General features: G+C 63.6%; 15 protein-coding genes. 4 read left to right on the top strand and 11 right to left on the bottom strand.

Going from position 1 to position 15,631, the window contains the following annotated elements; translation table 11 throughout:
• Positions 1 to 13 precede the first annotated feature (13 nt).
• A complete protein-coding gene (locus C2I35_RS09705) occupies positions 14 to 1,528 on the top strand; it encodes a tripartite tricarboxylate transporter permease (protein ID WP_103762833.1) in 1,515 nt (504 codons plus the stop codon).
• Between the two features lie 608 nt (positions 1,529 to 2,136).
• Here C2I35_RS09705 and bhcD read toward each other — a convergent pair.
• From bhcD to bhcA, 4 genes are all read right to left on the bottom strand, one after another.
• Positions 2,137 to 3,102, bottom strand: coding sequence for an iminosuccinate reductase BhcD (gene bhcD, locus C2I35_RS09695; protein WP_103762831.1), 966 nt, complete (start codon positions 3,100 to 3,102; stop codon positions 2,137 to 2,139).
• 70 nt (positions 3,103 to 3,172) lie between these two features.
• Positions 3,173 to 4,336, bottom strand: coding sequence for a 3-hydroxy-D-aspartate aldolase BhcC (gene bhcC, locus C2I35_RS09690; RefSeq protein WP_103762830.1), 1,164 nt, complete (start codon positions 4,334 to 4,336; stop codon positions 3,173 to 3,175).
• 111 nt (positions 4,337 to 4,447) lie between these two features.
• Positions 4,448 to 5,416 carry a beta-hydroxyaspartate dehydratase BhcB gene (bhcB, locus tag C2I35_RS09685; protein WP_103763003.1) on the bottom strand — a complete coding sequence of 323 codons (969 nt, stop codon included), beginning with the start codon at positions 5,414 to 5,416 and terminating at the stop codon, positions 4,448 to 4,450.
• On the bottom strand, positions 5,416 to 6,606 hold the full coding sequence (bhcA, locus tag C2I35_RS09680) for an L-aspartate--glyoxylate aminotransferase BhcA (RefSeq protein WP_103762829.1): 1,191 nt from the start codon (positions 6,604 to 6,606) through the stop codon (positions 5,416 to 5,418). Before bhcA ends, bhcB begins: the two co-directional genes overlap by 1 nt.
• A 167-nt stretch (positions 6,607 to 6,773) precedes the next feature.
• Between bhcA and bhcR the strand changes: the two genes are divergently transcribed.
• On the top strand, positions 6,774 to 7,616 hold the full coding sequence (gene bhcR / locus C2I35_RS09675) for an HTH-type transcriptional regulator BhcR (protein WP_103762828.1): 843 nt from the start codon (positions 6,774 to 6,776) through the stop codon (positions 7,614 to 7,616).
• Between the two features lie 57 nt (positions 7,617 to 7,673).
• Complete coding sequence (locus C2I35_RS09670) at positions 7,674 to 9,857, top strand: dehydrogenase E1 component subunit alpha/beta (protein WP_103762827.1); 2,184 nt, start codon at positions 7,674 to 7,676, stop codon at positions 9,855 to 9,857.
• 186 nt (positions 9,858 to 10,043) lie between these two features.
• On the opposite strand, the gene C2I35_RS09665 is transcribed toward C2I35_RS09670, so the two are convergent.
• The 6 genes from C2I35_RS09665 to msrB form a co-directional block, all read right to left on the bottom strand.
• Entirely contained in the window at positions 10,044 to 11,441 is a 1,398-nt protein-coding gene (locus C2I35_RS09665) for a TRAP transporter large permease (protein ID WP_103762826.1), read from the bottom strand.
• A complete protein-coding gene (locus C2I35_RS09660) occupies positions 11,441 to 12,070 on the bottom strand; it encodes a TRAP transporter small permease subunit (RefSeq protein ID WP_103762825.1) in 630 nt (209 codons plus the stop codon). The genes C2I35_RS09665 and C2I35_RS09660 overlap by 1 nt, the downstream gene beginning before the upstream one ends.
• A 3-nt stretch (positions 12,071 to 12,073) precedes the next feature.
• Complete coding sequence (locus C2I35_RS09655) at positions 12,074 to 12,334, bottom strand: hypothetical protein (RefSeq protein ID WP_103762824.1); 261 nt, start codon at positions 12,332 to 12,334, stop codon at positions 12,074 to 12,076.
• Positions 12,335 to 12,394: 60 nt separating this feature from the next.
• On the bottom strand, positions 12,395 to 13,411 hold the full coding sequence (locus C2I35_RS09650; RefSeq protein ID WP_103762823.1) for a C4-dicarboxylate TRAP transporter substrate-binding protein: 1,017 nt from the start codon (positions 13,409 to 13,411) through the stop codon (positions 12,395 to 12,397).
• Between the two features lie 149 nt (positions 13,412 to 13,560).
• On the bottom strand, positions 13,561 to 14,070 hold the full coding sequence (gene msrA, locus C2I35_RS09645; RefSeq protein ID WP_103762822.1) for a peptide-methionine (S)-S-oxide reductase MsrA: 510 nt from the start codon (positions 14,068 to 14,070) through the stop codon (positions 13,561 to 13,563).
• Positions 14,070 to 14,513, bottom strand: a complete 444-nt coding sequence (gene msrB / locus C2I35_RS09640; RefSeq protein ID WP_103762821.1) for a peptide-methionine (R)-S-oxide reductase MsrB — start codon at positions 14,511 to 14,513, stop codon at positions 14,070 to 14,072. The genes msrA and msrB overlap by 1 nt, the downstream gene beginning before the upstream one ends.
• 365 nt (positions 14,514 to 14,878) lie before the next feature.
• On the opposite strand from msrB, the gene C2I35_RS09635 reads away from it, so the two are divergent.
• Complete coding sequence (locus C2I35_RS09635; RefSeq protein ID WP_170067170.1) at positions 14,879 to 15,301, top strand: response regulator; 423 nt, start codon at positions 14,879 to 14,881, stop codon at positions 15,299 to 15,301.
• Here C2I35_RS09635 and C2I35_RS09630 read toward each other — a convergent pair.
• On the bottom strand, positions 15,281 to 15,625 hold the full coding sequence (locus C2I35_RS09630) for a response regulator (protein WP_103762819.1): 345 nt from the start codon (positions 15,623 to 15,625) through the stop codon (positions 15,281 to 15,283). The genes C2I35_RS09635 and C2I35_RS09630 overlap by 21 nt on opposite strands.
• Positions 15,626 to 15,631: the final 6 nt, after the last annotated feature.

Here is a 15,631-nt window from a genome sequence, read left to right as displayed (position 1 = left end):
GGAACCTGCGCCAATGGCCGAATATCTCGACGCGCTCACCTATATCGTGAGCAGCCCGACCAACCTTTTCTTCATCGTTTTCAGCGTGATCTGGGGCATCGCCTTCGGGTCCGTCCCGGGCCTGACCGGCATCGTCGGCGTCGCCCTGCTGATCCCCTTCACCTATGCTTTCGAGAGCGAACAAAGCCTTCTGCTGCTCGGCGGCGTCTATGTCGGGGCCACGTTCGGCGGGTCGATCTCCGCCATCCTCTTCAACACGCCCGGCTCGCCCGAGGCCGCCTGCACCGCGCTCGATGGCTACCCGATGGCCAAGCGCGGCGAGGCCGGCAAGGCCCTGGGCATCGCGCTGGCCTCCTCGGCCATCGGCGGCATCTTCGGCACGGCGGTGCTGATGCTGTTGGCCCCGCCCATGGCGCAACTGGCACTGGAATTCGGCCCGCCCGAATATTTCGCCCTCGCCGTGCTGGGCATCTCGGCCATCGCCTCCATCGGCGGCGGCTCGGTGCTCAAGGGGCTGACCGCGGGCCTGATCGGCCTGGGCATCGCCACCGTGGGGCTTGATCCGATCACCGGCATGGGCCGCTATACCTTCGGCAACAACATGCTGCTGACCGGCATCAGCTTCGTGCCCGTCATCATCGGCACCTTCGCCATGGCCGAGGTCCTGACCCGCGTGGGCGAAGGCAACAAATCCTCGACCGCGATCACCGACGTGTCGACCAAGCTGCCCTCCCGCAAGGAAATGAAGGACAGCAGCGGCACGCTGGCGCGCTCTTCGGTCATCGGCGCGATCATCGGCGCCCTGCCCGGCGTCGGCGCCACCACGGCCTCCTTCATCAGCTATTCCGAAGCGGTCCGCTGGTCGCGCCACCCCGAGAAATTCGGCACCGGCGTGGCCGAGGGCATCGCGGCGCCCGAGTCGGCCAACAACTCGGCCGTCGGCGGCTCGATGATCCCGCTCCTGGCCCTCGGCATCCCGGGCAGCGCCACCACGGCGGTCATGCTGGGCGGTCTGACGGTGCATGGCATCATCCCCGGCCCCCTGCTGATGGAACAGAACACGCGGCTGGTCTACTCGGTCTTCATCGCGATGATGTTCGCCAATATCCTGATGCTGGCCTTCGGCGTCCGCGCCGCGCGCTACTTCGCGCTGATCCTGACGGTGCCCTATGCCTATGTCGGCCCCGCCATCATCGTGATGTGCATGACCGGGGTCTACGGGCTCAACGGCAACATGGTCGATATCGGGGTGATGCTGGCCTTCGGCGTGGTGGGCGTGCTGCTGAGGGTGATGAAATACCCCGTGGCCTCGTTCATCATCGGCCTCGTTCTGGGCCCCATCGCAGAGAAAAGCCTGCGGCAGGGCCTGATCATCGCCGATCAGAACTACCTGGAGTTTGCCGCCCGGCCGATCACCGCGGCGCTGCTGCTGCTCAGCCTCGCCTCGCTGCTCTACGGCTTCTACGGGCAGTACAAGCTGGCCCGCGAAAGGCGCAACGCCACCACGGTGGCAGACACCGCCGACTGATCCCTGTCCCCGGGCGCGGCAGGTCCGCGCCCGGGGCACTGCACCCACACCTCCTGCCATCGACGATTTATCCGCCCGGTGCGTTCCGCACCACGATCGCCGGTGCGCCAGTGATCCGCGTCGGCGTCTCCGACAATACCTTCCTGAGCCAGAAGACAGGGCGCAGGCTTGTACGCCGGCCCTTTGCATGTTGCCGCGCAGATGATTGCGGACCGCTGCGGCAGCGCAGAGATTTTCGTAGTCAGCCCTTTTAAAACATCGGAGCATAGCCCGCAGCCGGTTAACAGCCGCGACGCGGCCCGGCCATCGTCAGCCCCTCCCTTGGGCTGGCGATTTGGCTGAGGCTGGGCGCACCGATCATTCCGAGGATGTATGTGGCAGGCATAAAATGCTTCAGACTTGCCGCCTGATCGCCACCCCAGGGGCTGACACTCGCCTCCGCCATGCCCGCAGGCATCCCGGCGCCAAGGTGCACCACAACACGCAAAGGGCGCGAGCCTGCGCCCGCGCCCCTGCTTTTTCTTGCCGAAAATACTCGAATCCCGGCCTTGGCCCCGAGCGCCACGCACGTCATGCGGCGTGCACGGTCGCGGCCTCGTATCAGATGATCAGAAATCCACCTCGATTGCGCGGCCCTGCTCGACCGCCAGATCCACAACACTCGCCGCAACGGCAAGATCCTGCAGGCCAACGCCGGTACCGTCGAACAGGGTGATCTCGTCATCGCTGCTGCGGCCCTTGTGGGTGCCGTTGATGACCGCGCCCAGTTGGTGAACGTCGCCCTCTGTAATCAAGCCCTCGCCCACCGCGTGCTGCGCTTCACCGATGCTGATCGACTGCGCCACCTCGTCGGTGAACACCGTCGCCTTCTGCAACAGCGCCGCCTCGACCTCCTGCTTGCCCTTGGTGTCGGTGCCCATGCAGGCCACGTGACACCCCGCACCGACATGGTCGGCCATCAGCGTCGCGTCAAAGGACGAGGTGATCGAGATGATCACGTCCGCCTCCGTCATGCCCTCCAGTTCGACCGCCTCGAAAGCCACGCCGGCTTCCTTGGCGACCTTCTCGATATTGGGCAGCATCTCGGGGTGATAGTTCCAGCCGATCACCTTCTCGAAGTCCCGCTGCTCCAGCGCCGCGCGCAGCTGGAACGTCGCCTGGTGGCCCGCGCCGACCATGCCGATCACCTTGGCGTCCTTGCGTGCCAGATGCTTGATCGACACCGACGATGCGGCGGCGGTGCGCAGCGCGGTCAACAGGTTGCCGCCCACCATCGCCTTGGCCTTGCCGGTATCGGGATCGAACAGGAACACCGTCGACTGGTGGTTGATGATGTCCCGCTTCTCAAGGTTGTTGGGCCAGTAGCCCCCGGCCTTCAGCCCCAGCGTCAGGCCGGCCTTGTCGAACCCGCCCTTGAAGCCGTATAGCGCGTCCTCGTGCCCGATCGCCTCGCGGACGACGGGAAAGTTATACGCGTCACCCGCCGCCATCGCGGCAAAAACCTTTTCGACGGCATCGAACGCCGCCTCTCGGGTCATCAGGTCGGCAATCTCGCGCTCGGGAACAATGATCATGTTTGGGGGCCTTTCAAAAAAGCGGGGTCAGCGAAATGCCAACCCCGACAGTCCACAGGAAGAATTGGGTTTAGTACGCGTGGCCGCGGGCCGACACCGGCCAGACGGTTTCCACCTTGCCGCCGCGCACGCCGACGTACCAGTCATGCACGTTGGCGGTGGGGTCGCAGTGGCCCGGCACCAGCTTCAGCTTGTCGTTGACCTTCAGCACGCCGCCGGGGTCCTTCACCACGCCATGCTCGTCCGAGCACTTGATGTATTCGACGTCATCGCGGCCAAACACCACCGGCAGACCACTGTCGACCGACTGCGCCTTCAGGCCGGCATCGACGATCGCCTTGTCCGCCTTGGCGTGGGACATGACCGAGGTCAGGATGAAGAACGCGTTGTCCCACTCGCCCTGGTCGATCCGCTTGCCGTCCTTGTCCAGGATGCGGCCATAATCGGCGTCCATGAAGGCGTAGGACCCGCACTGCAGCTCGTTATACACGCCCGAGTTCGACTCGAAGTAGTACGACCCGGTGCCGCCACCGCCGACGATGTCGCACTCCAGCCCTTCGGCCTTCAGCGTGTCGACCGCGTCCTTCACCATCGCCACGGCGATGTCGATCTTTTCCTTGCGGTCGTCATAGCTGTCCATGTGCTGCATCGCGCCCTGATAGGCCTGGATGCCCGAGAATTTCAGCCCGTCCGCCGCGTCGATCGCCTTGGCAATCTCCACCACTTCCGGCGTCGTCGTCACGCCGCAGCGGCCTGCGCCACAGTCGATCTCGACAAGGCACTCGATCTCGGTGCCGTGCTTCTGCGCCGCCGCCGACAGGTCGGCCACGTTGGCCAGGTCGTCCACGCAGCAGATCGTCCGCGCGCCCAGTTTCGGCAGCTTGGCCAGCCGCTCGATCTTGGCCGGGTCGCGCACCTGGTTCGACACCAGGATGTCCTTGACGCCGCCACGGGCGAACACCTCGGCCTCGGAGACTTTCTGACAGCAGACGCCACACGCGCCGCCCAGTTGTTCCTGCAGCTTCTGCACGTCCACGGACTTGTGCATCTTGCCGTGGGTGCGGTGACGCATACCATGCTCCTTGGCATAGTCGCCCATCTTCTTGATGTTGCGCTCCAGCGCGTCGAGGTCCAGCACCAGGCAGGGCGTCTGGATCTCGGCCTCGGACATCCCCGGCTTGGCCGGAATGTCGAAGCCCACTTCGAAATCGTCGAGATTGCTCATGTCTTTCATCGGATCTCTCCCTATCCATGAATATCTTGGTCATGCAGGGCCACGCCGCCCTGCCGGTTCGTATCAACTACGTAAGTTTCCTATCGGAAACCGCAACCGGGTGCAAAGGAATCACGTCATCCACGGCAACTTGTCCAGGTCGACATTGCCGCCGGTCACGATCACACCCACGCGCTTGCCCTTGAAGGCATCCTTGTTCTTCAGGATCACCGCCAGAGGCACGGCACAGCTGGGCTCCATGACGATCCGCAGGTACTTCCACGTGATCTTCATCGCCTCGATGATCTCTTCCTCGCTGGCGGTGTACATCTCGCTGACGTGGTTCGACACGAAATGCCAGGTCAGGTCCTTCAGCGGCACTTTCAGCCCGTCGGCAATCGTGTCCGGCGCGTCGTCGGCAATGATGTGCCCGGCCTTGAAACTGCGATAGGCGTCATCCGCCTGCTCCGGCTCGGCCGCGATGATCTTCACCTCGGGAGCCAGGTTCGACAGGGTCAGGCAGGTGCCCGAAATCATGCCGCCGCCCCCGATGGGCGCGACCATCATTTCCAGCCCGTCGACCTGCTCCATGAACTCCTTGGAACACGTCCCCTGCCCGGCGATCACGCGCGGGTCGTTATAGGGATGCACGAACTCGCCGCCGGTCTTTTCCTGTACCTCGGCAAACACCGCCTCGCGGCTGCTGGTGGACGGCTCGCATTCCGTGATCGTCCCGCCATAGCGCCGCACGGCGTCCTTCTTGGCTTGCGGCGCCGTGCGCGGCATCACCACGTTGCACGGGATCCCGCGCCGCCCCGCCGCATAGCTCAGGCACAGCGCGTGGTTGCCGGACGAGTGCGTCGCCACACCCTTCTCGGCCTGTTCGTCGCTCAGGCCGAACACGGCATTCGATCCGCCACGGACCTTGAACGCCCCCGGCTCCTGAAAGTTCTCGCACTTGAAGAACAGCTCGGCGCCGGTCAACTCGTTCAGATAGGCCGACTGCAACACCGGCGTTCGGTTGATATGCGGCTTGATCCGCTCATGCGCGTCCAGCATGTCCTGGTATGTGGGGATATACATCTCCGTGGCGTCCTTCATCAGGCAGCGTCCTTCTGGCTCTGGGCCGGGCGCCGGCGCCACACATCCTGTGCCGCTGCCACACCGGACCCAAGTTCGATATCAAGACCCAGGTCCACCATGCACATTTCCGCCGTGCCAAGGCCGGACAGGGCCATCGCATCCGTCAGGCTTCCAAGGTGACCAAAGCGGAACACCTTGCCCGCGACCTCACCAAGGCCCACGCCGAACGCCATTCCATAGGCATCCGCCGCATGGGTCACGATCTCGGTCGCGTTGAAGCCTTCAGGCGTGCAGATAGCGCTCACCGTATCCGAGTAAACCTCCGGCGACTTGGCACAAAGCGGCATTCCCCATGCCTTTGCCGCCGCCCGCACGCCATCGGCAATGCGTGTGTGACGGGCGAAAACCGCGTCCAGCCCTTCGTCCAGCAGCATGTCGCAGGACACTTTCAGACCGTTCATCAGGCCCACCGCCGGCGTATAGGGATATGCACTGGCCGCGTAGCCTTTCAGCATGTCGTGCACGTCAAAGAACGTCCGGTGCAGCTTGGCCGACTTCGTCGCGTCCATCGCCTTTTCGCTGAACCCGACGATGGCCAGGCCAACAGGCAGCATGAACCCTTTTTGCGAGCCGGTCACGGCAACGTCCACGCCCCATTCGTCCATACGGAAATCCATCGACCCGATGGAGCTGACGCCGTCCACGAACAACATCGCGGGGTGGCCGGCGGCGTCCATCGCCTTGCGGATCGCCTCGATATCCGACTTCACGCCGGTCGCCGTCTCGTTATGCGTGGCCAGCACCGCCTTGATCTCGTGCCCCTTGTCGGCACTCAGGATCTCGCCATAGCGCGCGGCGGAAATACCTTCGCCCCAGGGGGTCTCATCAACCACCAGGTCAAGACCATGGCGCTCGCACATGTCGATCCAGCGATGGCTGAACATGCCGTTGCGCGCGATCAGCACCTTGTCGCCCGGCGACAACGTGTTGGTCAGCGCCGTTTCCCAGCCGCCAGTGCCGGTCGACGGAAAGATGAACACCTCCGCCGAGGTCGACTTCAGCACCTTCTGCACGCCCGCGCGTGCAGGGTGCAGGATATCCCCGAAGATGGCCGATCGGTGGTCGATCGTCGGCATGTCGCAGGCTTTGCGCAGGCTCTCCGGCACGTTGGTCGGGCCGGGAATGAAAACGGGATTCTGAAAACTCATGTTCGTCTCCTCCAAAACTCACCGCCTGTGTACAGGGCTTGCCCACGCTTGAAAATTTTTTTGAAATCGTTTTTCATTTTTGATCAGGGTTGATTTATTTATACTTGTCAGATGCTTATATTTTTCATATTGTGAAGTAATATTTCAAAATTATATCGAGGCACCAAATGGCCGACCCGAATCCCTCCCCAAGACGCGCCCGCGGCCGCCCCCGCGGCTGGGACGACAAGACCGATCAGAACACCATCAAATCCCTCGACCGCGCCATGGAGGTGCTCGATTACGTCAGCCAGCACCAGGGCAAGGCGCTCTCCGAACTAGCGACCGAGATGGATCAGTCCCCCGCCACCCTCTACCGCGTGCTCGTCACTCTGGAAACGCGCGGCCTCGTGGAATTCGACCCCGAGGAACAGGCCTGGCATATCGGCCCGCAGGCGTTCATCATCGGCGCCCGCTTCCTGCGCCGCACCACGCTTGTCGAACGCGCCCGCCCCATCCTGCGCCGCCTGATGGAAGCGACCGGCGAAACCGCCAACCTGGGCGTCGAAACCTCCGGCCAGGTCCTCTTCGTCAGCCAGGTCGAAACACATGCCAGCATCCGCGCCTTCTTTCCGCCCGGGACGCTCTCGCAGATGCATGCCTCGGGCATCGGCAAGGCGCTGATGGCCGAAATGGACGACGCCCGCCTTGCCCGGCTGCTGCAAGGTCAGACCCTGACAGCCTACACCGAACACTCCATCACCGACGCCGACATATTGCGGTCCGAACTCGCCCGCACCCGCGCCCGCGGCTATTCCATCGACGGCGAGGAAAAGAATATCGGCATGCGCTGCATCGCCGCCCCGGTCTTCGATTTCAACAACGAGCCCGTCGCCGGCATTTCCGTGTCCGGCCCCACCAGCCGCGTCGGCACCGGCGACATCGACCGGCTCAGCGCCGCCGTGATGCAGGCCGCGACCGACCTCACCACGGCCATCGGCGGCGTCACCCGCCACGATCCCGGCACCTGACCCTTCCCATTCCCGCGCCGCTTGGCTACGCCTTTTCTCACAAGAAGGAGCCAGCCCATGGACCGCGCCCAGATCGTGCATGAAAACTTCCTGAACCGCACAGGCACCGGCGACCTGCCCCCGGGCCGCGATCCCTCCGGCCCGCTCGATCCCGACACCGCCCGCCTCATCTTCCACGCGCAATGCCTCTCCCGCGCGCTCGACGCCCAGGCGCGCGTCATGCAAAAGGCCGGGCAAGGCTACTACACCATCGGCTCCTCGGGGCACGAGGGGCTCGCCGCCGTCGCCGCGGCCCTGCGCCCCACCGACATGGCCTTCCTGCACTACCGCGACGCCGCCTTCCAGATCGCCCGCGCCCTGCAAACCGGCCACGAGGACATCGCCATGGACATGGCCCTCTCCTTCGCCTGTTCCTCCGAGGATCCCATCTCGGGCGGCCGCCACAAGGTGCTGGGGTCCAAGGCGCTCAACATCCCGCCCCAGACCTCCACCATCGCCAGCCACCTGCCCAAGGCGGTCGGCACCGCCTATTCTCTCGGCCTCGCCCGCCGCCACGCGCCAGAGCACGAACAACTGCCCCGCGACAGCATCGTCATGGCCAGCTTCGGCGACGCCTCGGCCAACCACGCCAGCGCCCAGGCCGCCTTCAACACCGCCGCCTGGACCGCCTATCAGAACGTCCCCCTGCCAATGCTTTTCGTCTGCGAGGACAACGGCATCGGCATCTCGGTCAAGACCCCCAAGGGCTGGATCGCCGCCAATTTCGCGCACCGTCCGGGCCTGACCTACATGGCCTGCGACGGGCTGGATATCTACGACACCTACGCCACCGCCCAGCGCGCCGCCCACCACGCCCGCACGCACCGCCAGCCGGTCTTCCTGCACATCCGCACCGTGCGCCTCTACGGCCATGCCGGCGCCGACGTGCCCACCACCTACCTGCCCAAATCCGAGGTCGAGGCCGACGAGGCCAACGACCCCCTGCTGCATTCCGTCCGCCTGCTGCAAAGCGCCGGCATCCTGACCCCACAGGACGCCCGCACCCTCTACACCGAAACCTGCGCCGAGGTCGAAAAGACCTGCGACCGCGCCGCCACACGGCCGCGCCTGCAAACCGCGCAAGACGTCATGGCCTCCCTCATCCCGCCGAAACGCGAATGCGCCCCCACCAACGGTCCCAGCGCCGAGGCCCGCGCGCAGGCCTTTGGCCCCGACCTCAAGGCGATGGAAGAGCCGCAGATCCTCTCGCGTCACATCAACTGGGCGCTCACCGATCTCATGCTCACCCACCCCGAAATCACCCTCATGGGCGAGGATGTGGGCCGCAAGGGCGGCGTCTACGGCGTCACGCAAAAGCTGCAAAACCGCTTCGGCCCCGCGCGCGTGATCGACAGCCTGCTCGATGAGACCTCCATCCTCGGCCTCGGCATCGGCATGGCCCATAACGGCTTTCTGCCCATCCCGGAAATCCAGTTCCTCGCCTACCTCCACAACGCCGAGGATCAGCTGCGCGGCGAGGCCGCGACCCTGCCTTTCTTCTCGAACGGCCAATACACCAACCCCATGGTCCTCCGCATCGCGGGCCTCGGCTATCAAAAGGGCTTCGGCGGGCATTTCCACAATGACAATTCCATCGCCGTCCTGCGCGACATTCCCGGCCTGGTCCTCGCCTGCCCCTCCACCGGCGCCGACGCCGCCCGCATGCTGCGCGAATGCGTCCGCCTCGCGCGCGAGGAACAGCGCGTCGTCGTCTTCCTGGAACCGATCGCCCTCTACCCCATGCGCGACCTCACGGAGACGGGCGACAACGCCTGGCTTACGACCTATCCCGACCCGTCCGAAACCATCCCATTGGGCCAGGTCGGCCAGCACGGCGACGGTACCGATCTGGCCATCGTCACCTTCGGCAACGGCCACCACCTTTCGCGCCAGGCGCAGGCCCAACTTGACGCCGACGGCATCAAATCCCGCGTCATCGACCTGCGCTGGCTCTCACCCCTGCCCGGCCCCGCCCTCTTGGACGCCGTGGCGGACTGCAACCGCATCCTGATCGTGGACGAAACCCGCCATTCCGGCGGCGTGGCCGAGGCGCTGATGGCGCTCTTCACCGAACACACCGACATCCCCCACAGCCGCCTCACCGCCACCGACAGCTTCATCGCCACCGGACCGGCCTATGCCGCCACCATGCCCTCGGCGGACACGATCCTCGCCACCGCGCGGACCGTCTGCCGCAGATGACCCGACCCCGGCTTTCATCGTTCCAAAAATACTCAAAACCGCCACACGGACCCGATGCGCAACGCCCGATCCGTTAACACCGGACGCCGGAAGAAATCGCACCGTCGACATACCACTCGGATACCGACGCGATACCGACACCGGTTTTTCGGCCAAAGCCCCTGATTAACCAAGTGATTCGCCGGCCTACGCCAACCCCGGCAGCCACAGCACGATGATCGGAAACGCCACCAGCAGCCCGATCGTCACCGCATCCGCGATGAAGAACGGCATCACGCCCTTGAACACGTCCTGCACGCTCAGGTCCGGCCGCACCCCGGCCACCACGAAACAGTTCAGGCCGATAGGGGGCGTGATCAGACAGAACTCCGCCATCTTGACCACCAGGATCCCGAACCAGATCGCGCACATCTCGCCCGACATGCCGAACGCGCTGTCCTCGACGCTGACGAACTCGCCCCCGTTCAGCGCCATGACCGCCGGATAGACCACCGGCAGCGTCAGCAACAGCATCCCGATCGCATCCATGAACATGCCCAGCACGGCATAGGCCAGCAGGATGCAGATCAGGATCAGCATCGGCGACACGGTCAGCGAGGTGATCCAGTCGGCAAACGCCCCCGGCAGGTCCGCAAACCCCAGGAATCGCACGTAAATCAACACGCCCCAGATGATGGTGAAGATCATCACCGTCAGCTTGGCGGTCTCGATCAGGGCCGACTTCAACTCGCCCAACCGCATGCCGCGCCAGAGCGCCATCAGGAACACGATGAACGCCCCCACGGCCCCGCCCTCGGTGGGCGTGCCCCAGGCGTCGCCGAACGGGTTGTAGACGAAGAAGATGATGATGACGACCACCGCCACGATGGGCAGCGCGGCAGGCAGAGAGGCGAATTTCTCGCGCCAGGTGAACCCGCCCACCGGCGGCCCCACCGACTTGAAAATGACTGCGATTCCGATGATCAGCGCGGCATAGACGATGGCCGAAAACGCGCCCGGAATGAAGCCGGCGAGCAGCAATTTGCCCACGTCCTGCTCCACGATAATCGCGTAAATCACAAGGATCGCCGAGGGCGGAATAAGGCTGGCCAACGTGCCTCCCGCGGCCACCACACCAGCAGCGAACTGTTTGTTATACCCAATCTTAAGCATTTCCGGGATAGCTATGCGGGCAAAGACAGCCGCCGTGGCCACCGACGCGCCCGACACAGCCGCAAACCCGGCTGTGGCGAAAACCGTCGACACGGCGAGGCCCCCGGGCACCCAGGCGATCCACCGCTTGGCGGCCTCGAACAGGGCGCGTGTCAGGCCGGCGTAATAGGCCAGGTACCCGATCAGGATGAAGGTCGGGATCAGGGAAAGTGCGTTCGCCGACACCTTGGAATGCGGCACCTGCCCCGCGGTCTTGACCGCCACCGTCAAAGCCCACCAGAAATCCTCGCCGCCGAAATCCTTCTTGGACCAGAAGATGACGATCAGCCCCAGAAACCCCGCAAGCCCCGCGGCAAAGGCCACGCGCATCCCGATGACCACCATCACCAGCATGAAGCCGGTGGTCCAAAGGCCGATGGTGATCGGTTCCATCAGTCGCGCCCTTCCAGTTGCTCGGCCTCAAGCCGCGCCTGATCGGCCACCGACAGCGTCAACGGCACGGCCACGGGCCGCTCCAGTCCAAGGAAAAAGGCACGCCCATAGCCCACCACTTGCAACACCAACCGCAGCACCAGCACACCGAACGCCACCGGCACCACCAGCTTGGCCGGCCAGACCGGCAAGCCGATATCGATCGTGCTATCGCGTGAACACAAGGGGCGCGCACAGTCGAAAGACCGGTCGAAATGCGCCCAAGCCCCCCACATCAATGCGACCATCAGCAACAGCACCAGAAGTACCGTGATCAGCTCCAGCAACCACAGGATACGCCCGTGCAGATTGCCGATCAGGATATCCATGCGGATGTGCCCACCCTCGCGCTGCACGTATGACACGCCCATGATGGCGATCAGCGGCATCAGCACCTCGATGTAATCCACGTATCCCGCCAACGGCGCCCCGAAGAACTTGCGCCCCGACACCGAGTAGGCCGCAAGGAACATGAGGGAAAACGCCGCGATCCCGCTGAGCAGCGCCATGAACCGCTCCACGGGCAGCAGCGCGCGGTCCAGCCGGCTCAACAGGCTGCTGTCGCTCAGAACGGTCGCGGCCCCGGCCATCGGCTAGTCCGTTCTTTCGACGGCGATGCTCAACGTGGTGCCCAACCCGTTACCGCCAAAGCTGGTCGTCACCGTCTTTTTCAGGACAATGCAGGGCCAGTTCTTGCCGTCGACCCACAGGTTCCACGACTGCCCGACATCGGGGATCGGCGGCGCGTAAGAGGTGGCCGAGATACGATATTCCTCGGTATGGATCTTATGACCATCCGGGTCAGACACCTTCAGAAGAATGATCAGCGGCAGTTGGTTCACTTCTACGACCATATGCTCGGCACCTTTCTTGAAGAGGCCGTCCGGGGTCAGCCCCCGGACGGCCAGCCGCGCTCAGTTCGACGCGCGATGCTCTTCCAGCGTGCTTTGCACGAGATCGTAAAGCTCCTGGCCCGGCAGGCCCTGCGCTTCCATTTCCTGGATCCAGGCCTCGCGTGCGGGGTCTGCGGCCTGGGCCTTGAACTCTTCCTTCACGCTGTCCGAGATCATCACCTTCTCGACGCCTTTTTCCTCCAGAACGCTGTCCCAGCGCTTCAGAAGCTCTGCATAATTGGCAAGGTAATGGTCCAGCGCCTCGGGCACCGAGCTGTCCAGCGCCTCGCGGTGTTCGTCGCTCAGCCCTTCATAGGCGTCGATATTCACCACCACCGGGCAGTTCACCGTGCCGGGGTTCAGGTTGGCCGTCCACCAGTCCGCCTGGTTGATCGTGCCAAAGCTCAGATGCGCGTGCTGGGCGAACGACACGGTGTCGACGACGCCCGATTCCATCGCCTGATAGGCTTCGGTCGCGGTCACCGAGGTGGGCACCGCCCCCACCGCCTTGAACGCCTCGCCAAGACCGCCGGTGGCGCGCACCCGCATCCCTTCGAAGTCGGCCAGTTCGTCGCGCGGCTCGCCCGTTCCGACAAGGTTGTATTGCGGCATCGGCGAGGTCATCAGCAGCTTGGCGTTCCACTGCGCCATCTCCTCGGCGGCGGCCGGGTGATTATAAACGGCGGTGGACACGGCGACCTCCTCATCGAGGTTGCTGACACCCAGGAACGGCAACTCCAGAACGGTCACGACGCGGTTCTTGTCCGGGTGATAGCCCGCGCAGAACTGCGCCATTTCGAACGCGCCGATCGAGATACCGTCAAGGTTCTCGCGGTTCTTCGAAAGGCCGCCATAGCTGACGTTCATGGTGAACTCGCCGTTGGTCTTTTCGGCGACCAGCTCGGCCAGTTTCTCGACGTGCTCAGTAAAGGCGCGGCGCTTGCCCCAGACGGACACGTTCCATTCGACGGCCAAGGCTTCTCCGGCAAAAGCGAAGGACAGCGCGGCGGTAACGCCGGCTCCGATCATCTTGTTCATTGGTTCTCTCTCCCTGTTTGTGCGGGGAATACTAAGTGTCTCGACCCACGAAGCAACAGGGTAATTTTGGGTAGATCTTTAGGAAACGAACAGGGCCGCCCGCGGTGGGACGGCCCTGAGAGTCAGATCGAAGCGCGAATTTCTGCGGGTTATTCCGCCGCGTCGCGTCGCGGCAGCACCCAGTCGGGCCGGGGAAAATGGCAGGTATAGCCGGCTGGGAACCGCACCAGGTAATCTTGGTGTTCGGCCTCAGCCTCCCAGAAATCGCCCACCGGCTCCACCTCGGTCACGACCTTACCCGGCCACAGGCCCGAGGCGTTCACGTCGGCAATCGTGTCTTCGGCCACGGCTTTCTGCTCGTCGTTCACATAGTAGATCGCCGAACGATAGCTCATCCCGACGTCATTGCCCTGCCGGTTAGGCGTGGTCGGATCGTGGATCTGGAAAAAGAACTCCAGGATCTGCCGGTAGCTGATCTTGTCGGGATCAAACCAAATCTCAATCCCCTCGGCATGGGTGCCGTGATTGCGATAGGTGGCGTTGGGCACGTCACCGCCAGTGTAACCCACCCGGGTCTTGCCCACACCCGGCATCTTGCGGATCAGCTCCTGCATGCCCCAGAAACATCCGCCTGCCAGCACTGCGCGTTCTTCAGCCATTACACGTCCTCCACTTGATCCAGGTAGTCACCATAGCCTTCGGCCTCCATCTCGTCACGCGGGATAAACCGCAGCGAAGCAGAGTTGATGCAGTATCGCAGCCCGCCCCTGTCCTGCGGCCCGTCGGGAAAGACGTGGCCCAGATGGCTGTCGCCATGGGCGCTGCGTACTTCTGTGCGAACCATGCCAAGCGAGGCGTCTCGCAACTCGGTCACATGCGCCGGCTCGATCGGCTTGGTGAAGCTGGGCCAGCCACAGCCGCTCTCGAACTTGTCAGACGAGGCGAACAGCGGCTCGCCGGAAACGATGTCCACGTAGATACCAGCTTCCTTGGTGTCGTTGTATTCGCCGGTAAACGGCCGCTCGGTGCCGTTCTCTTGCGTGACGCGGTATTGCTCTGGCGTCAGTCGTGCCACCGCGTCTTCAGTCTTTTGGTAGGTCATGGATACCCCCGTTTGATGCGTTCCTCTGAAAAATGGCCTGTCCCCGGCGCTTTACAAGCCCCGAGCGCAGGACCGTGATTGAACCAAAACACATCTGCGCAAGACCCATGATCACGCAACAATCAGGATAACGATCATGAAATCTCGCAGCAGTCCCGCACGCGCCGCACCGGGCCCCAAACCCGGCGTGAAAATTCACAATCAGTTTCTGCCTGCAGACCGCGCCACGCAGATCCTGCTGCAACAGTTTCTGTGATTCTGCCCAAGGCGGCGCCCCGCTCAACTCGGCTCAACCACATTGCGATTCTTCGGCGACAACGCTACACTAAGGCGCGAACAGAATATCTGAGGATAGTGTCATTTCCTTGCCTTCGGTCCTTGTCGTCGAAGACGATCCGTTCATTTGTGTCGGCCTCGAAGTCGCGCTCAGTGACGCCGGATATCAGTCTTTGAAAAGCGCATGCTCCTACCGGGATGCGCTTGCCGCGATCGATTCCGGCGGTTTCGACTACTGCATCCTCGACCTCGATCTGGGCAATTCCTTTTCAGACGCATTCCTGAACGAGCCCGAGGGCAAACGCCTTCTGGCCGTACTGCAGTCTCGGGGCGTGTCCACCGTGATCTACAGCGGTATCCTTGGCGAACAACGCCGCATCACTGATCTCGACCCATCCGTGATCACCATCGACAAAACCGAACCAGCGGAAATCGTGATCGAAGCTTTGTCGCGCATGGGCCGCAGCACACCGTCCAAGCCGGTAACCCCGTCAGTGACGAGCACCCCCTAGAAACCACTCCAGTTGCGCCTCGGTATACGGCTTTTCTATCACCAGCACCTCTCCAAGATCGGCCGGCAAGTATTGCCGTCCATGCGCCGTCAGAAAAGCGAAGTGCACCCCATCCTTGTGAAGGCGCCGCGCGAAGACTGAACTATTGCGGTCCTTGCCAAGATTGAAATCCACGAAAGCCGCATCGGGCAGGGCCGCGTCGCAGGACTGCATGGCGGGCGCCTCTGCGCTGAACGGCCCGACCACTTCGTGCCCCATCATCTCGAGCATTTCCGCCAAGTCGACCTGCAACAGAGGATCGTCTTCCAGTACCAGTACCTTCATCGCGGT

It is taken from the genome of Roseovarius confluentis (assembly GCF_002917925.1).
GTDB classification, from domain to species: Bacteria; Pseudomonadota; Alphaproteobacteria; order Rhodobacterales; family Rhodobacteraceae; genus Roseovarius; species Roseovarius confluentis.
The sequence above is the reverse complement of the archived record's forward strand: the minus strand, read 5'-3'. Positions and strand labels throughout refer to the sequence as shown.